Consider the following 16,593-nt stretch of genomic DNA (forward strand, 5'->3'; position numbering starts at 1 on the left):
TTCAATCAAAAGAATGTTCGCATGATGTCATTCCAGGTTACCGCTATCATAAGCGCAACCATCACCAAGACACCTGCAAGTGTAACATAGGTCTCTGTTTCCTGACGAAGAGGTTTCTTTCTGACGGCTTCAATCAGATTGATTAAAATCTTACCGCCATCTAGAGCAGGTATAGGAATCAAATTAAAAATTCCTAGATTAATCGAAAGCAGAGCCATTAATTCCAAGACCTGAATGATCCCTTCTTTAGCTGCTGTACTGCTCATTTGATAAATCGCTACAGGCCCTCCTAATTTATTAAGATTAGGATGCAAAATAAGATTTTTTAAGGCATTCAAAATCCTAAAAGCACTGTCCCAAGACAGTTTGAAAGCTCCGGCTACCTTATCTGTAAGGCCTGTTTTCAAAGCCGGCATAACACCTATAGTATACCTGCCCTTTACTTTCTTAGGACGGACATTAAAGGTTTTAAGCCCATGCTTGGTTTTAGCCCTAATCTTAATTTTTTCATTGGCTTTCAAATTTGCTGTGGCTTTATGGACAGCATCTGTCAGTGTCGCCCAGTCTTTAACTTTTTCATTTTCAATTTTTAAGATACGGTCATTATCTTGAAAACCCGCCTTTTCAACAGCAGATTGCGGAGAAATACGGACTTGATTGCTGGCTTCATTGGGAACTCCCCCTTGGATAAAAACAAGCAGCATAAAGACCAGAATCCCCAAAATGAAGTTATTCATAGGGCCTGCAAAATTCGTGATTAAACGGCCTTTGATACTGGCTTTTTGGTATTGGACATCAAGGGGAGCAATGCGGATCTCTGTGCCGTCTTCTTCAATGATAGTAGCATCATGGTCTACTTTATAGGTTTTCGTCTCATCAAGCACACGGCCAGTAATCTCAAGCTTATCTTCCAGATCATAGGCCGTAACATAGATAGGCAGGCTCGTTTGATCCTGCTGCTTGTCAGATAGATTGATGCGCGTGACAAGCCCTTGATCATTTAAGGTCAATGCCGCAGGGCTCCCTGTCTTAATCTCAGTGCTGTCTTCCCCCCAGCCGGCCATACGGACATAGCCGCCTAAAGGAAGGATTCTAATGGTATAAGCAGTCCCGTCTTTTCCCTGATGGGCAAAGACCTTAGGCCCCATCCCGATAGCAAACTCACGAACCAAAATACCTGATTTTTTAGCAAAATAGAAATGTCCATATTCATGAACAAGAACTAAGATCCCAAAAATAATGATGAAGGTTATTATTCCTGACATAAAGACAATCTCCCCTTAGAACAATCCAAAGAAGTGCATGATGGGAAAAACAAAGATCATACTGTCAAAACGATCCAAAATACCACCATGTCCTGGAATTAATTTTCCAGAATCTTTCACTCCGTAAAAACGTTTCACAGCACTCTCTACCAAGTCGCCAAATTGGGCAAAAATACTAAAGACAGCGACCAGCAGGAGCATGACAAGAAAAGGATAAGGAGCATAAACAGTCCTGTCTGCTAACATAAAAATAAAAGCCACAACGACTGCTGATAAGATCCCGCCAAGACTTCCTTCAATCGTTTTATTAGGCGATACAGACGGCATCAGCTTTCTTTGGCCAAATTGACGGCCAATCATGTAGGCTCCGATATCTGTAGCCCAAACAATAAAAAGCGCTAAGAAAACCTTATCAAGCCCTGCAATACGAGCGTTAACCAAGTTTTGAAAACCTATCCCCACATATAAACTGGAAGCAATGGGAAAGGCCGCATCTTCAAAAGAATAGCTCCCCATATTTAAAACCGTTCCAGACAAAATGAAAAAGATAACAATACTAAAAGCGCTAAAACTGCTGTCCATAGGCAAAAATGTTAAATAGCTGCCTAAAGGAATGGTCAGGACAAAGGCCGCTAACATAGCTAAAATACCTTCAAATGAAAAGATTTCCAAACCCTTCATTTTTAACAGTTCCATGACACCTATAGCCGCCAAAACAGCAGCAAAAAGCTGGAAAAAAATTCCGCCTAAAAATAAGAAAGGCAGAAAAACAGCCAAGGCTACCCCTCCAAAAATAACGCGTTTCTGCATAGTAAACGACTCCTCTTTCTAAACACCGCCAAAGCGACGGTTGCGACGATTAAATTCTTCAACAGCAAGACGCAGAGCTTCCCTGTCAAAATCAGGCCAGAGTGTGTCTGTAAAGTAGAACTCACTGTAAGCGGCCTGCCAGGGCAGAAAATTGCTCAGCCGCTTTTCACCGCTTGTCCTGATAATCAAATCTGGATCTCGGTAAAGATAAGGCAGCTGATGGGTCATTAGATAATTAGCCAGCAAATCCTCTGTAATATCTCCAGGATTAAAACGAGCATCTAAGACATCCTGGGCGATTAGTTTTACAGCTTGTGTAATCTCTGCTCGTCCGCCATAGTTTAAAGCAAAGTTTAAGATAAGCCCTGAGTTATGCTTGGTCAAGTCCATAGCACGCTCTAAAGCCTCTAATGTCGGTGCCGGAAGCTTTTCTCGCTCACCGATAACGGTGATGCGGACATTGTTTTTATGAAGCTCTGGAACATATTTTTCAAAAAACTCAACCGGCAGCCGCATAATAAAGGCCACCTCATCCTTAGGACGGGTCCAGTTTTCCGTTGAAAAAGCATAGACCGTAAGCACTTTAACGCCTAGATCTGACGCCCCTATCGTCACATCCTGCAAGGCATCCATGCCGGCCTTATGGCCAAAAACCCTAGGCTTCATTCTTTTTTTGGCCCAGCGGCCATTGCCATCCATAATAATAGCAATGTGGCTGGGAATCTTAGCCAGTTTTTTTACTTCTTTTTTTCTTTTACTTTTAAATGTAAACATGCTTTTTCCTTAAAAAAGATACTATTTTTACATTTTACCATAATTTCCACTTTGTGAATAGCTTTTAATGAAGACTTAAAAGGCCCAGCCTTTTCTGTACTGACTGCTAAAAGCCGGACATTCAGCCGAGCGATTAACTGACAGCCTCATGAAAGACTGGACATTTTCCTTATTCTTCAGCAGCAGCGTCTTTGTCAGCAGAATCTGCCGGCTCTTTGTCAGATTCAGCGGATTCAGAAAGCTGCTCAGCTTCCTCATTTTCTGGCTCTTGACTGGCTTGTGAAGTCTCAATCGCCTGGCTGCTTTCTTGATCCTGAGCTCTTTCTTCTTCTGCTGTTTGGCCTGCTTTTTGCACAACTCTTTTTATAGCGGTCATCTCAAAAGGCAGGTAAACACCGTCAACATCAAGTACAAGCTTTTGCTCCTGTGCATCCACTTCATCAACCGTCGCATACAGACCGCCAATGGTAATGACCTCATCTCCTTTAGCAATCGCATTGAGCTGATTTTGACGCTCCTGAGCCTGCTTTCTTTGGGAACGCTGCATAAAAAAGATAGCACCTATCAGGATGATCAACATAACAATAGTAGTATAAGACATAATATTCTCCTCTTTATAAATAAGTCATCACATACTATACCAAAATTAAGCCTTAAGGGCAAGTCAGCAGGCCTAGAAAGATAAAAGGAGCCCCTAGTGCTCACTTTTTGTCTGCTTGCTTATCTTTTTAGATAGGACTTCTGTTTTGAATGAGCAACAAGCCTTTTGCAGTCCCGCTCTTGCCCAGCTGATGGCTGACTGAGGCTTTCCGCAAAGGAGCTGTGCTTTTTTAGCCTTTTAGCCTAAGCGATAAAAGCCGCAATCGCTTCTTCTGACAGTGAAGAGTCACACACCAGCTTGACCTGGCCAGCTTGAGCCACTAAAAGTCCTGGCACCGTCTTGACTGAGTAGCTTTTACGAAGCTGGTTAATAGCAGGCAGGTCCGCTTGATCCTCACTGTTTAAAAAGGCGACAGGCTCTCCTTTTGCCTTAGCTGCACGGCTCAGTTTAGGAGCAAAGCGCTGGCAAAAAGGGCAGGTTGAGCGTCCGATAAAAAGGACAAACTTTTCACCGCTGTTTATCCGGTCTTGGGCGGCCTGAGCAGTGATTGGCTTAAAGTCTTGAATGGCTTCTTCAAATGATAGCATATCTTTCCTCCAAATTTTTTGCTACTACTATCTTAGATGATTTCAGGCTTTTTTTCAATTAATAGGCAATGAAAATCAAAAAGCAAAGGAGAAAGCTAGCCGCAAGCTGTGCTAATACTCAATGAAAATCAAAATTAGACGCGAAAGCGAGTCGCAGGCATAACTGTAGTTAGGCAAGATGAGCTGACAAAGTATCATTTTGATTTTCGAAGAGTATAAGGCAGAAGCAAGCTGATGCTGACCTAATTTGAAGGGATTTTCAAAGAGTATAATAAGCGGCTTGTAAAGCAAAAAAAGCTAGATCTTATGATAGCTGAGCTATCGCAAAATCTAGCTTCTTATCACTCCTTAGAGCTTAAAGCCCATCAACATTGTGGTACACTTTTTGGACATCTTCGTCGTCTTCCAGTGCATCCACCAGCTTTTCAAAGACTTGCAAGTCTTCTTCTGCCAGTGTCACCTCAGATTGGGGAATCATCTCCAGCTCTGTCACTTGAAATTCTGAGATGCCGTTAGCCCGCAGAGCCTCAAGTGCCTTGTGCAGATCTGTCGGAGCCGTATAGACGGTTAGAGAGCCCTCTTCTGCTTCGACATCTTCAACATCAATATCAGCTTCAAGGAGCTGTTCAAAGATACCGTCGGCATCTTCTCCTGCAAAAACAATGACACCTTTCTTATCAAACAGATAAGAAACCGAACCAGCTGAGCCCATATGGCCGCCGTTTTTACCAAAAGCCGTACGGATATTAGCTGCTGTGCGGTTAACATTTGACGTCAAGGTATCCACGATAAGCATGGAGCCATTGGGTCCAAAGCCTTCATAACGGCCTTCTGTAAAGGTTTCATCTGTATTGCCCTTAGCTTTATCGATAGCTTTGTCAATGACATGCTTTGGCACTTGTGCTTGCTTGGCACGCTCCAGTACAAATTTCAGCGCTGAGTTTGACTCAGGATCTGGATCCCCCTGCTTAGCAGCGACATAGATTTCAACGCCAAACTTGGCATACACTTTTGAGTTTGCCCCATCTTTGGCTGTTTTTTTAGCTACGATATTTGCCCATTTACGTCCCATGACTTTCTCCTTTATCTTTTCAATCCTTCCTTATTATAGCATAAGATAGGCCGCTTGCAAACACAGTTTGCCTCTCTTTTTCAGCCTGCAAAAAGCGTAAAAGAAAGCAGGAGGGCAAAAGGCTTGCTGCTAAATCACGATTGCGTCTAAGCTCTCAGTACTGGCAGGCTGTCACTCATCATTTCTCAGATCCTCAATGTTCTGCCGGTCCTGAGCTAAGCTTCCACATAGCCTTGTTTATTGTGATTTGCTCCTTATATGACAAATCAGCTATGTCCATTGCAAAGGAGTCAGCTCCTCTTTTTTATTGGATAGGGACTCGCCCCCATGTCTGCTCTGAGATTTTGGGATTGCCTAGCTGGTAAACCTGGTCAGCTTGCTGGCTCAAGCTATCCCAAGGATTTTGGCCGATACGGGAAATGAAGCGGACCTTATTTTTGACAGCAGCCAAGTGCCTGCGTCCGCTCTCGGTGAAGCCAAGAACACGGACAGCGCTTGGCAGGGCCGTTTCTTCATAGGCACCTACTAAGATATAGGTCAGGATGCGGCGCACACGCGCTTTGGTATAGCGCTTAGTAGCGACAGCTTCCACTAATTGGTCAAGGCTTGTCGCCTGCTGGATAGCTTTTTTGATTCGGCGGGCAAGTTCTTCATTGACTTGAAGGACTTGTGTCAGGTCTGGCTGGGTCACAATCTGGTAGTTAAGAAAGTGAAAATAGTCTGCCCAAGTCACCTGCGGACTGGCCTGAAACCAGTTTGAATTGGGCATGGCCTTAGCGAGAAAGGCTCTGTCCTTGCGATGGTGGCGAAGGCTAGCAGCAGAAGCGTAAAGCAGGTCTTTCTCCTTAGAATGGTAGTCTGCCCCTTGACGCAAAATGGGCTGCAGTTTTATGCTAAAGCCCGCGCAAGCTTTAGCATAGGCCAAGCCTAAAATATGATTGGGCGTTTGGCCTGTGAACCGGACGCCTGCAAATTTTTTCCACATGAGCTGGCTTTTCTGAGGATAGCTGAGGTCTTTTGGCAGAGCCGCAAGAAAGCCGCTCATGTCCTTGCTTTTTTCTTCATAAATCGCTGATAAGCGCTGATAGTCAAGGTCTTCCTCGCTGCCAAAAGCAAGAGTATCGATACCGGCTTTGCTCAAAATATCTACGGCTCCCTTGGCAAAATAATCAGCCGACTGAACAGCCGCCAAAAAAGGAAGCTCAAGCACAAGATCAGCACCATTTGCTAATGCCATCTGAGCACGTGTCCACTTATCAATAATAGCAGGCTCCCCCCGCTGAACAAAGTTGCCTGACATAGCAATGATCTTAAGCCCTTGCGTCTGCTCCAGTAAGTACTTATGCCCATTATGAAAGGGATTGAATTCTGCGATAATACCTGTAACTGTCATGATATGCTCCTGTTCCTTTTTATGCTATTATAGCAAAAAAGAGCGCGCTTCTTTTTGGACTTTTCTATCTTTTGTCTTAATTTTATTGTTAATGAGCTCATGACCAATTAAATTAGCCTTTTTGATAGGACTCAGAAAAAGCTTGCTAAGGTATCGGAGATAGCTTTAACATGATCTTGATTACTCACTGATCTTGTCATAACCAGAAGCCTTAGATTTCATACTTTTCTGAATGGATTTCGATAACTTACCTTTGATACTGCTGTCCATTTTTCCTGCTACAGCCTCTAAATTTGATTTGCTTTCACTGGCAATCTGTTTGACATGTTCATCGAAAAAAAGTTTAGCATCCTCTCGCTCTCCCTTGCGAATTGGCGCATGAACATATTTAATAGCCTCTTTATTCAAGGCCTTTAAAGCTGCTATCGTGTTTTCCCTAGCACCTTCTACACCATCTGAGATTTCACTGCTGACATCATCATAAGCATCCGATACAGCAGCTTTAAAATCATTCCAATTATTATACCAAGCCACCTATTTTCTTCCCCTTTCTTCTTTTTCTGCTAAATCAATCTTAATCAGTTCCCAGCGCAGAGCTTCTACTTTATCTTCTTGTTCTTCGTGCTTCTTTCTATAGTTTTGCTCAAACGCATCTTCTTCATCTATCAGTTTTTGCTGATGCATAAAAAACGCATCTTGATTCATTTGAATAGCCATTTCGGTCAAATCAACCAAACCTTGATAAGCCTCTTCAAAATAAGGATTATCACTATGCTGATGAAGCATCGCCATTGTTTCCTCATAATGCTCATCAATCCCGTATTGAAGCTGCTGTCTGTACTCTTCCAAGTGATTGTATCTTTCTTCAAAAGAGCGCTGTTTAGCACGATAGTTATCTTCCATCTCTTCAAGGATTTCCTGCTCCCGCCTTTGCTGAGCACTGACCTCATCCCACTTTTCATCCCACTTATTTTGCATTGATCATACCTGCTATCTCACTGTCTGTTTGCACGATTGCAGCGATCGTCTGTGCAATGCTTCCTTCTAACTGATTAAAGCTATTTGCCAATTCCTGAAACTTTCTCTGTTTTTCGGAGCAGTGCCTTTCGATCTTGCCGACAATACTGTCATAGGTACAGCCCGCTTCTTCATAAGCAGCTTTGACTTCATCTGGACTTAAAACCATTCCGAAAGGAACATCATCTAATTTGCCATAGATTTCCTCTGCCTTTTGACGAGTTTTCGCTCCTTCTGATGCTGCTTGTGTCACTGCCTCCTGAGAAACCGTCGTCAGCCCTCGACTGACAGCGGAAGCCTGTTCTGTATCCAGAAAGATTTTTTCAGAGCCCGTTAGACCTCCAGAAGAGTATTTGCCCTTCAGCTTTTGGACAGATTTCATCTGGTCATCAACGGTATGGAGAGCTTTTTGAACCTTTAGGTCAGAATCTTGCTTGGCTTTGGCGACAACGGCTCCTACCTGTTTCATTTGTTCACGATCATCTATGATGTCATCTAACGAATGGCTGCCAGAATTGGTAATAGCATAATCATCACCAATATAGACCCCTCCGACAGCCTTGGAAGCCTTGGTCAGCGGATCCCTTTCCGTCCTAAACCGCGTTACTTTCCCAGTAAAGGTCTTCTGATCAGCTATGATAGCATTCATATTAGCTGAGCTGCCAATCACTACTGCTAGAGCTAAGGCAGGATTTTGGGTTAGAGTCCCGACAATCCCTGAAGACGTCGGGACATACAGCGGGGCTGCATTATAGACAATGGTATTTTGAGCATTCTTTTTAAGAGCTACCCGCTGGGCTATATTGCCTCCTAAAGAATGTCCCGTCAGCGTTAAGTTAGCAGAACCGTATTTGGCCGCCATTTTATCGTAAAACTGATAGGCACTGTCATAATGGTAGCCTAGACCAGCAAAAATACTGGCGCCATCCGTCAGAACATCCTGCGCGATATCTCCCTTAGAATTAGTCCCCGTATAAGCGACGATAATTTCGCCAGTCGTTTTGTCCCGGAAAGCTGTCCCACTAGTCCCAATTGCGGCGTCGTGAAAGCTGTCGACGTAGTTGAGGTTGGAGGGTAAACCTTGGTCATGTAACTTGTTATTAGTAGAGTTCTTATTCTTATTTGGATCAATATCATCACTAACTCTCATAGTTTCTACTTTATAAGTAGCTTGCGAAGCATAAGCTGTATCTTGATTGCTATTAACTGCTTTAACTTTTTTCATTTTTTAAATCTCCCTTTCTAATTATAAGGCTTGTTTATTGATTCGCTAAATTCTGAAGTATCATTAAACGTAAATGTTAGAGTTCTAATATGATAATTCTTCCCCGAACCCGTTATTTCAAAATCGGTAATCCTTTGATCTTCTTTTTTTAGTAGTTTATTCACTTTAGAATCTTTTAATTGGTAATTAATTTCAAAAACTCCACTATTGGAATTATATGTATGTTTTTTTTCCTTTAACCCCTCACAGTAAGCTTGATTCAGAGTTAAATGTTGAAAGAGGAAGCCATCTATAGGCCAGTCCTTCTTAACTGTTTCATCAGAAAAAACAACTTGACCGTTTTGAACACCTACATTTGACAGTTTTTGTGTTTTATCATCCGCATAAGGTTCCTTTATAAATTGTCCCTTGATTTCTTTAGTCTTAGCATCTCCTTCTAACTCTAGCTGATACAAAACTCCTTGAGGAGTGGTATAATGTTGAACAATGTCAAACCCATCTGGAAAGACCTTAAACAAATCCTCTGGATTTTTAGTGGGATAGACCTTGTAGATATCCGACACCCGATTTTTTTCGATCCATTCCCGGCTGTTTTTGTTTAGTCCGCATGCTGATAATCCCGTCATAATAATACCTCCTAATATGATGATAAACAGGAATCGTTTCTTTAAGTTCATTTCCAACCTCCTACACTCTAGTATAAATGGATTAAGGTTCCTAATCAACTGATATTAGAGTGTCTGTTTTAAAGAATGTCCCGTCAGCGTTAAGTTAGCCGAGCCGTATTTGGCCGCCATTTTATCGTAAAACTGATAGGCACTGTCATAATGGTAGCCTAGACCAGCAAAGATACTGGCGCCGTCCGTCAGAACATCCTGCGCGATATCACCCCTAGGGTTGGTCCCCGTATAAGCGAGAATGATTTCACCCGTATCAGTGTCCTTAAAGGCTGTCCCGCTGGTTCCAGTACTGACGTCGTGAAAGCTGTCGACGTAGTTGAGGTGGGGAGGAATGTCCTTATCACTGTTATCTATTGCCTTTTGAATCTCCTTTTTTCCTGACTGTGTGCTAGGATCAATGTTATTCTCTACAATGGCTCTCTCTACATCATAAGTGATACTTGACAAATAAGCCGTATCTTGATTACTGTTGACTCCTTTAACCATAATTTTATTTCTCTCCTACCCTATTTGCTGTATTTATCAATCGTTTCAAAAAATTCTATTTTATTTGTAAATTTAAAATATAAAATCCTTTCGTAGTAGTCCTCACCACTACCTGATATTTCAAATTTTTTTATTTCTTCATCCTTTAGACTTAAAAAATTATTTATATCTGAATCAGATAGCTTGTATTCCAGACTGAAACTACCATTTTGAGTGTTAAAGCCATGATAAGTATTTTTTAGATTATTGACATATTCTTGATTAAGACTCCAATGCTGAAAAAGGAAACTATCAATAGGCCAGTAAGTTCTGGCGTTAGAATCTGAGAAAACATAGTGTTTCCCTTCAACTGAGACATCACTGACTTTTTTATTTTCACCAATTGGATCTTTAACGAGATCTCCACTGATTTTTTTCGTGTCAGGATCGCCTTCCACATTTAGCTCGTAAGTTACTCCGTTCTTACCAGTATAGGATTGTCTGATGCCAAACCCATCTGGAAAGACCTTAAACAAGTCTTCTGGATTTTTAGTGGGATAGACCTTGTAGATATCCGCTACTCGATTTTTCTCAATCCACTCGCGACTATTTTTGCTTAAACCGCAGACAATTAAACCAAGTCCTCCTAGTACGGATATTGTCACAAGTCCTTTCAGTACAGCTAGTATTATCAGCGGTAACCATTTCTTTAATTTCATATCTAATCTCCTATACCATCGTATACATAAGTTACTATACTTAGCTATTATAACATATATTACTCGTTTTAATCCGATTCTTAAGACTATATGCTATAATCCTATCATGATACTCCTCTAATATCATGATTAATATAACTGATAGGCATTGCCACAGCGGCAGCCTAGACCAGCAAGAGATTGAATTTTGCAATAATACCTGTAACTGTCATGATTGCTTTTTTATGCTTTCTTAACCTTATTTCTCCGCCACAAAAAACCAGCGCTTGCTTGTTTTTGTCGGTTTTTTATCTTCAAAATCGGCATAGACTTGGACATTTTTAAAGCCGGCCTGCTCTAATAAGATATCATAAGTCAGCAAGTCATAGGTACGCTCTTCATGAACCTCATCAAAGCGCTCAAAGCGCCCGTCCTCATCCTGAATGAAAAAGGTCAATTCATGGACGATAGAATGGGGCGCCTCATCAGCATAAGTATCCCAGACCATAGCAAAGTCTTCTGCATTTTCATGGTAGGCGTAGCCGGGAAAAACCTTATCCGTTTGATAAGTGGAGTGCACATCAAAAATGAAAATGCCGCCGCTGTTTAGATGGGCGTAAACCTGCTCTAAAACGTCGCTGACAGCTTGCTCGTCTTCCATATAGCAAAGAGAGTCCGAATAACAGGCCACCAAATCAAACTGCCCCAGATGGGACAAGTCCTGCATATTGCCCTGCACAAAAGGGATAGCCACTTGTGCTGCTTGGGCACGCTTTCGAGCCAAAGCCAGCATATCATGGCTCAAATCCAGCCCTGTCACCTCAAAGCCTGCCTGTCTGAAGCAGACAGACTGAATGCCTGTCCCACAAGCTAGCTCCAAGAGGGTCTTTTTATCGTTTGGAAAATGACGGAGCGAAAAGTTAGTCCATTGATCATAAAGCGAGTCGTCCATGATACTGTCATAGACAGCTGCGAATTTTTGGTAATTTGTCATCTTTCTATCTTTGATAGTTGGTTTTAAGCAGCGAGATCAAAACGCTTGCCAGCCTTCCTAAAGCGAAAGGCTGAGTCTTTTACTTTCCCTCGCTGGTAACAACGGCCTTTACTATGACTAGCTTTTCCTTACAAGGGCAACTATCGCGTAAAGCTCGCTTTGCTTGCCTTCTATCCTTTCTCTTTATTTTCAAAGAGGCTGGAACAAAAGTCCCCAGCCCCATGCATTTTTGTCGTTTTACCTGCAAGACGAAGTGATGGTTAGGATAGTCTTATCCCTTGCTGTACAAGTGATAGAAGCTATCCTAACCAACTGTGCGGAGGTGACAGTCAAAACAGTCCACAGGACTGTTTGAGGTCAGCAAGCAGAAACGAGGACTTGCTGAAAAATCATATTCTTCAAATGATGGATTTTTCTGTCCCACTCCCGTCTTTTAGGCTAAATATTCTGATACGTCTACTAACGGTGCTTCATGCCACAGTTTTTCGAGATCGTAATGGTAGCGCTCATCTTCTAAAAAGACATGCACAACAACATCATTGAGGTCAAGCAGCACCCAGCCGCCTTTTGAATCGCCTTCAGTATGGCTGGCCTTGCCCTTAGTTTTAAGCACTTTCTCCCGAATATTTTCAGCAATAGCTTCTAGCTGACGGCTATTTATGGCATGCATGATGACAAAGTAATCTGTCAGAGCCGTCAGTCCCTGCAAATCCATCACCACAATATCTTCAGCACGCTTTTCATCAGCAGCTTTCACGATTAATTCCAGTAATTCTTTTTCCTTCATTTAATCCTCTCTTAAAAAATCCACATAAGCATTATAGGTTTCCAGTGTCTGCGGATAAATTTTCAGCCCCTTGCTGGCCAAAAAAGCAACCGTTCTGGCTGTCTCATAAGCGACAGCTCTATCCAATGATTTCTCTGCAATAGCACGGGCTTTATCCACTCCTGGAAAGTCACGGTTGCATTCAATATAATCAGCGACATAAACGATCTTATCCAAGGTTGACATCTGATGTGAGCCCACGGTATGGATCTCAATAGCGTGCAAGATTTCCTGATCCTGCAGACCTAGATCCTCTTGAATTTTATAAATACCGACCATACCATGCCAGATATTATTGCCCCATTTTTTTAACTGCGGATCAAGACCATACTTGTCAATCAGCTCCAAAAAGGCTTGATCTGGCAATTTTTTAGCATAATCATGCAAAAGGCCTGCTAAACCAGCTTTTTCAGTGTCATAATGATTGATCTCAGCTAGATAGATACTAGCCTTTTCGACACCAATCATGTGCCTTAGCCGCTTTTGAGAAACTTTCTCTTTGATTTTTTCAAGCAATTGCTCCCGCGTCATGGCAAGATAAGTTTCATAGGTCATTGATAAAGTCCTTCTTTCTCAATATAATCAAGAACTGGTTTTGGCAAGAGAAAATGCGGTTTTCTATTCTTACGGATAAAATCTCTAATCATGCTGGATGAGATATCCATCAGCGGAACATCGACCCAAATGACTGGATAAGACGTTCCGGCTTTGTATTTAGGACGCTGTACACCTACAAACTGCACCATCTGAATCAATTTGTCAATCTTATGCCATTTAGGCAGATAATCCACCATATCAGCACCAATGATGAAATAATAATCAACATCAGGATTTTGCCCAACCAGATCCTTCATCGTATCGTAGGTATAGGAGATGCCTTTGCGCTTTAGCTCAAGGGTTTCAATATCCAGTCCTTCAATGTCATTAATAGCTAATTCTAACATCTTCAGGCGATGTTTTTCATCAATAGTCGTTTTTTTATCCGCATGCGGCGGCTTGTATTCTGGCATGAGCAAAACCTTATCCAGGCCCAATTGCTGCCGCACCTGATCGGCCACAAGCAAATGAGCATTATGGATAGGGTTAAAATTACCGCCTAAAATACCGATTTGTTTACGATTTGTATCCTTTGTCTCAGTGTCTAATTCAACTTTTGTAAATGGTGTTAAGAGCTCTAAAGCCATTGCTGCCTCCAAATTTTCAGGACTTATATTTATCAACTCAAGCCAATACGTCTAAATAACCTGTTACAGTTAGTCTGAGTCTTTTAAACTGCCTTTACTTTGATCGAAAGTTTCCGATTTTCCTTGCGGCTGGACTCCTTGTAGAGAATTAAAATCCGTCCGATTTTAAGAACCGTCTCAAGGCCTATTTCCTCCTCCAGCACGGCAGCAACATCAGCAAGATTTTCATCTGTATTCTGCAAAAGAGTCACCTTGATTAATTCACGCGCATCCAAGGCCTTTCTGATACTGGTTTTGATTGGGTCATTAAGCCCATTTTTTCCGATTTGAATAATGGGCTTAAGGCTATGTGCTTCTGATTTTAAAAAAGCACGCTGTTTACTTGTAAGCATATTCTTTTTTTCCTTTTTTATAAAATAGCAGAGTAGGTCTGCAGTTCTTAGAATGACAAACTTAACCTTATCAGCAGCAGAAATACTGAAAAATCATGATCAAATCAAAGCTTTTCTAGTCACAACAGCCACTCCTTTTGGTGCCCAGGCAGCAAGCCGCGCCGGCCCCTTGGCACAAATCCAGCCTAAACCTGAAAAAACAAGGTCTGTTTTTTCTTCTATTCTCAATTCGTGTCTGACCAATTGAGGAAAAGCTGCGACTTCTTTCTTATCCGGCGGTGTCAAAAGACTGCCGACATGCTTGTCATAGAAAGCATCTGCAAAAGCCAGCTTAGTCCTGTGTAATTTGAGATTATTATCAAAATAAGCGGTGAAGCCCTGCCTCTCACCCTCTATAAAATCAAAACGGGCTAAGCCGCCTAAAAAGAGCGTCTGTTCCGCATTTAGCTGATAAGTCTTGGGCTTTAGTTCTTTTTTAGGGTTAATATATTTCAGATCTTTAGCAGATAAATAGTGAGCCATTTGATGGCGGTGAATAATCCCCGGTGTATCAAAGATATAAGAGCCGTCATCCAATGGGATTTCTATTTTATCCAATGTTGTTCCTGGGAACCGCGAAGCGGTGATAACATCCTTATCTCCTGTAAGCTCTTGAATCATAGCATTGATAAGCGTTGATTTACCCACATTGGTAACACCGACCACATAGACATCCCGCCCCTGACGAAAGGTCTCAATAGCCGCTATAAGATCCTTAATAGCCTGCTTATTCTGCGCACTGGTCAGCATCACATCAAGAGGATGCAGCCCTTCTTCGTGAGCACGTTCGGTCAGCCACTGCCTTACTTTACTTGTCTTGACCGATCGAGGTAAAATATCCGATTTATTCCCCACTAAAAGAAGGTCATTGCCAGAAATAAAGCGCTGCAGACCAGGAATAACTGACCCGTTAAAATCAAAAATATCAACAACATTGACAACAAGGGCATTGCTGTCGCCTACTTCATGAAGAATCTTCAAAAAGTCATCATCTGAGAGATGCACATCCATGATGTCATTATAATGACGCAGCCTGAAACAGCGCTGACAGTATAATTCACCGCTTTCAAGACCTTTTTCCAAAGCTGATTTTGGCGTATAGCCAGCTTGATCTGGGGCTGTTGTTTGAAGGCATGCACCGCAGCCAATACAAAATAATTTTTCCACTTAAATTTCCTTTTTATAGTCAAGGGTCCCATATTTGTCTTCTAGTTTTTTCCAAACACGCCGCTCCCTTGCACGGTTAAACTTGGTATTCCAAGCATCTGATGTAACCAGAGGCTTAACTAAAATGCTTCGAATACCTGCACGATGAGCTGCTCGAATATCTGTCATTAGCTGGTCTCCCACCATAACGACTTCCTCTTTTGAAAAACCATAACGGTTAACAGCTATATTAATCCCACGCGCAAAAGGTTTCATGGCACGGCTGACAAAATCCACATGAAACTTTTCAACAGCCCGCTTAACACGCGCATATTTATTATTAGAAACAACCACCACAGGCATATCCGCCTCAGTCATACTATCCAGCCAGTCCCTAAGCTCAGGTGTTCCATCTGGATGATTCCAAGCTATCAAGGTATTATCCAAATCAACCAGAACAGCTTTAATCCCATACTTTCGCAGACTGTCAGGTGTCAAATCATAAACGGCTTCCACGACAAAATCGGGTCGATAATCTTCAATAGTCACATAGTTCTCCAAATAAGATATTACCCTTTATTCTATCATAAAATAAAGAATAAGGCGAGAAGGAAAAAGCCCTGCTGTCAGTAAAAACAGCTAGGGCTTCAATTTTTAATTGTCGTAAATAAAGGTCAGCTTAGCATCAGGATAAACAGATTTAAACAGAAGTTTATAATAATTTTCAGCCGATTTTTTTATCATATCAGAATACTGTTTTAAATATTTTTTCTGTTCTTTATTTGTTAGCGAGGCGCTCACTACTTTACCTGTATCTATTTCTTCTGTGGCATTGCTTAATAGCTCTCCGCTTTTATTATACAGTTTGTAGGGATGCCGACTGTCCAGTTCAATACCGATCACTTCAAACTTAGGAATTTTAATTTTAAAATTATTTTCTTTTGTTTTATGGATAGAAACAGCTTTTTTAATGCCTAATTTTGCAGCATAATTTAAGATAAGGATGGCCTTTTTTCGAGAATAAGGAATGGTGAGCCCAAATATCTTTTTGACATTAAAAGCTGTGTCTACTTTTTCAATACCAACATTAAGAAAAACAGTCTCATTTCGTTCTTCAATATATTTCACCATCGAATAAGTCTGAGAACTTTCAGCAAGCTTACTGTTTCTGTGATAGCTCCCGTGCCAGTAAAAAATAATGCCTACTAAGGCAAGCAATAGAACAAACCAAATATAAATTTTATAGCCAAAAAGTTTCTTTAACAGCTTCATCTTACCCTCCTAATCTTTTAAAAGCCAAACACAGGCAACAGCAAGAATTCCCGCTAAATAAGGATTCAAGAAAGCTAATAAGATGATAAGTACTGCTGATATGATCCATAAGTATCTTTTTTTCATATGATTCTCCACGTTTCATTGATTTCT

21 protein-coding genes are annotated in these 16,593 nt (G+C 41.6%); all 21 read right to left on the bottom strand.

All coding sequences use genetic code 11. The annotated features are described in order from the left end of the window. Positions 1-5 precede the first annotated feature (5 nt). Positions 6-1,265 (bottom strand): RIP metalloprotease RseP, encoded by a 1,260-nt coding sequence (gene rseP / locus STRMA_RS05840; RefSeq protein ID WP_003082170.1) that lies wholly within the window; start codon positions 1,263-1,265, stop codon positions 6-8. Between the two features lie 15 nt (positions 1,266-1,280). Then, positions 1,281-2,075 (bottom strand): phosphatidate cytidylyltransferase, encoded by a 795-nt coding sequence (locus STRMA_RS05845; protein ID WP_003080332.1) that lies wholly within the window; start codon positions 2,073-2,075, stop codon positions 1,281-1,283. An 18-nt stretch (positions 2,076-2,093) separates the two neighbouring features. Then, entirely contained in the window at positions 2,094-2,849 is a 756-nt protein-coding gene (locus STRMA_RS05850; protein WP_003081777.1) for an isoprenyl transferase, read from the bottom strand. Between the two features lie 169 nt (positions 2,850-3,018). Further along, positions 3,019-3,450: a preprotein translocase subunit YajC gene (gene yajC / locus STRMA_RS05855; protein ID WP_003079719.1), complete on the bottom strand. Its 432-nt coding sequence runs from the start codon at positions 3,448-3,450 to the stop codon at positions 3,019-3,021. Between the two features lie 242 nt (positions 3,451-3,692). Continuing rightward, positions 3,693-4,037, bottom strand: coding sequence for a thioredoxin domain-containing protein (locus STRMA_RS05860; RefSeq protein WP_003082460.1), 345 nt, complete (start codon positions 4,035-4,037; stop codon positions 3,693-3,695). Between the two features lie 355 nt (positions 4,038-4,392). Next, positions 4,393-5,109: a YebC/PmpR family DNA-binding transcriptional regulator gene (locus STRMA_RS05865; protein ID WP_003080032.1), complete on the bottom strand. Its 717-nt coding sequence runs from the start codon at positions 5,107-5,109 to the stop codon at positions 4,393-4,395. Positions 5,110-5,413: 304 nt separating this feature from the next. Then, positions 5,414-6,502 (bottom strand): nucleotidyltransferase, encoded by a 1,089-nt coding sequence (locus STRMA_RS05870; protein WP_003078793.1) that lies wholly within the window; start codon positions 6,500-6,502, stop codon positions 5,414-5,416. 180 nt (positions 6,503-6,682) lie between these two features. Then, on the bottom strand, positions 6,683-7,036 hold the full coding sequence (locus STRMA_RS05875; RefSeq protein ID WP_003079993.1) for a hypothetical protein: 354 nt from the start codon (positions 7,034-7,036) through the stop codon (positions 6,683-6,685). Next, positions 7,037-7,480, bottom strand: a complete 444-nt coding sequence (locus STRMA_RS05880; RefSeq protein ID WP_003081800.1) for a hypothetical protein — start codon at positions 7,478-7,480, stop codon at positions 7,037-7,039. Beyond that, positions 7,470-8,744: an alpha/beta hydrolase family protein gene (locus STRMA_RS05885; protein ID WP_003079981.1), complete on the bottom strand. Its 1,275-nt coding sequence runs from the start codon at positions 8,742-8,744 to the stop codon at positions 7,470-7,472. The genes STRMA_RS05880 and STRMA_RS05885 overlap by 11 nt, the downstream gene beginning before the upstream one ends. A 17-nt stretch (positions 8,745-8,761) precedes the next feature. Beyond that, the gene (locus STRMA_RS05890) at positions 8,762-9,421 is read right to left on the bottom strand and encodes a hypothetical protein (protein WP_003081609.1); all 660 of its coding nucleotides are present in this window, start codon (positions 9,419-9,421) and stop codon (positions 8,762-8,764) included. A gap of 54 nt (positions 9,422-9,475) precedes the next feature. Next, a complete protein-coding gene (locus tag STRMA_RS05895; RefSeq protein WP_003081681.1) occupies positions 9,476-9,910 on the bottom strand; it encodes an alpha/beta hydrolase family protein in 435 nt (144 codons plus the stop codon). 20 nt (positions 9,911-9,930) lie between these two features. Further along, on the bottom strand, positions 9,931-10,608 hold the full coding sequence (locus STRMA_RS05900; RefSeq protein ID WP_003079709.1) for a hypothetical protein: 678 nt from the start codon (positions 10,606-10,608) through the stop codon (positions 9,931-9,933). A 238-nt stretch (positions 10,609-10,846) separates the two neighbouring features. Beyond that, a complete protein-coding gene (locus tag STRMA_RS05905) occupies positions 10,847-11,581 on the bottom strand; it encodes a class I SAM-dependent DNA methyltransferase (protein ID WP_003080874.1) in 735 nt (244 codons plus the stop codon). Positions 11,582-12,014: 433 nt separating this feature from the next. Continuing rightward, a complete protein-coding gene (gene rsfS, locus STRMA_RS05910; protein ID WP_003082168.1) occupies positions 12,015-12,368 on the bottom strand; it encodes a ribosome silencing factor in 354 nt (117 codons plus the stop codon). Continuing rightward, entirely contained in the window at positions 12,369-12,962 is a 594-nt protein-coding gene (gene yqeK, locus STRMA_RS05915; RefSeq protein ID WP_003079481.1) for a bis(5'-nucleosyl)-tetraphosphatase (symmetrical) YqeK, read from the bottom strand. Continuing rightward, positions 12,959-13,591, bottom strand: a complete 633-nt coding sequence (locus STRMA_RS05920) for a nicotinate-nucleotide adenylyltransferase (protein WP_003082421.1) — start codon at positions 13,589-13,591, stop codon at positions 12,959-12,961. The genes yqeK and STRMA_RS05920 overlap by 4 nt, the downstream gene beginning before the upstream one ends. 83 nt (positions 13,592-13,674) lie before the next feature. Continuing rightward, a complete protein-coding gene (yhbY, locus tag STRMA_RS05925) occupies positions 13,675-13,983 on the bottom strand; it encodes a ribosome assembly RNA-binding protein YhbY (RefSeq protein ID WP_003080110.1) in 309 nt (102 codons plus the stop codon). Between the two features lie 99 nt (positions 13,984-14,082). Continuing rightward, on the bottom strand, positions 14,083-15,189 hold the full coding sequence (yqeH, locus tag STRMA_RS05930) for a ribosome biogenesis GTPase YqeH (protein ID WP_003078771.1): 1,107 nt from the start codon (positions 15,187-15,189) through the stop codon (positions 14,083-14,085). Next, positions 15,190-15,717 carry a YqeG family HAD IIIA-type phosphatase gene (locus STRMA_RS05935; protein ID WP_003081113.1) on the bottom strand — a complete coding sequence of 176 codons (528 nt, stop codon included), beginning with the start codon at positions 15,715-15,717 and terminating at the stop codon, positions 15,190-15,192. 105 nt (positions 15,718-15,822) lie between these two features. Further along, on the bottom strand, positions 15,823-16,440 hold the full coding sequence (locus STRMA_RS05940; protein ID WP_003079102.1) for a hypothetical protein: 618 nt from the start codon (positions 16,438-16,440) through the stop codon (positions 15,823-15,825). Positions 16,441-16,593: the final 153 nt, after the last annotated feature.

The sequence above is a fragment of the Streptococcus macacae NCTC 11558 genome (assembly GCF_000187995.2).
GTDB classification, from domain to species: domain Bacteria; phylum Bacillota; class Bacilli; order Lactobacillales; family Streptococcaceae; genus Streptococcus; species Streptococcus macacae.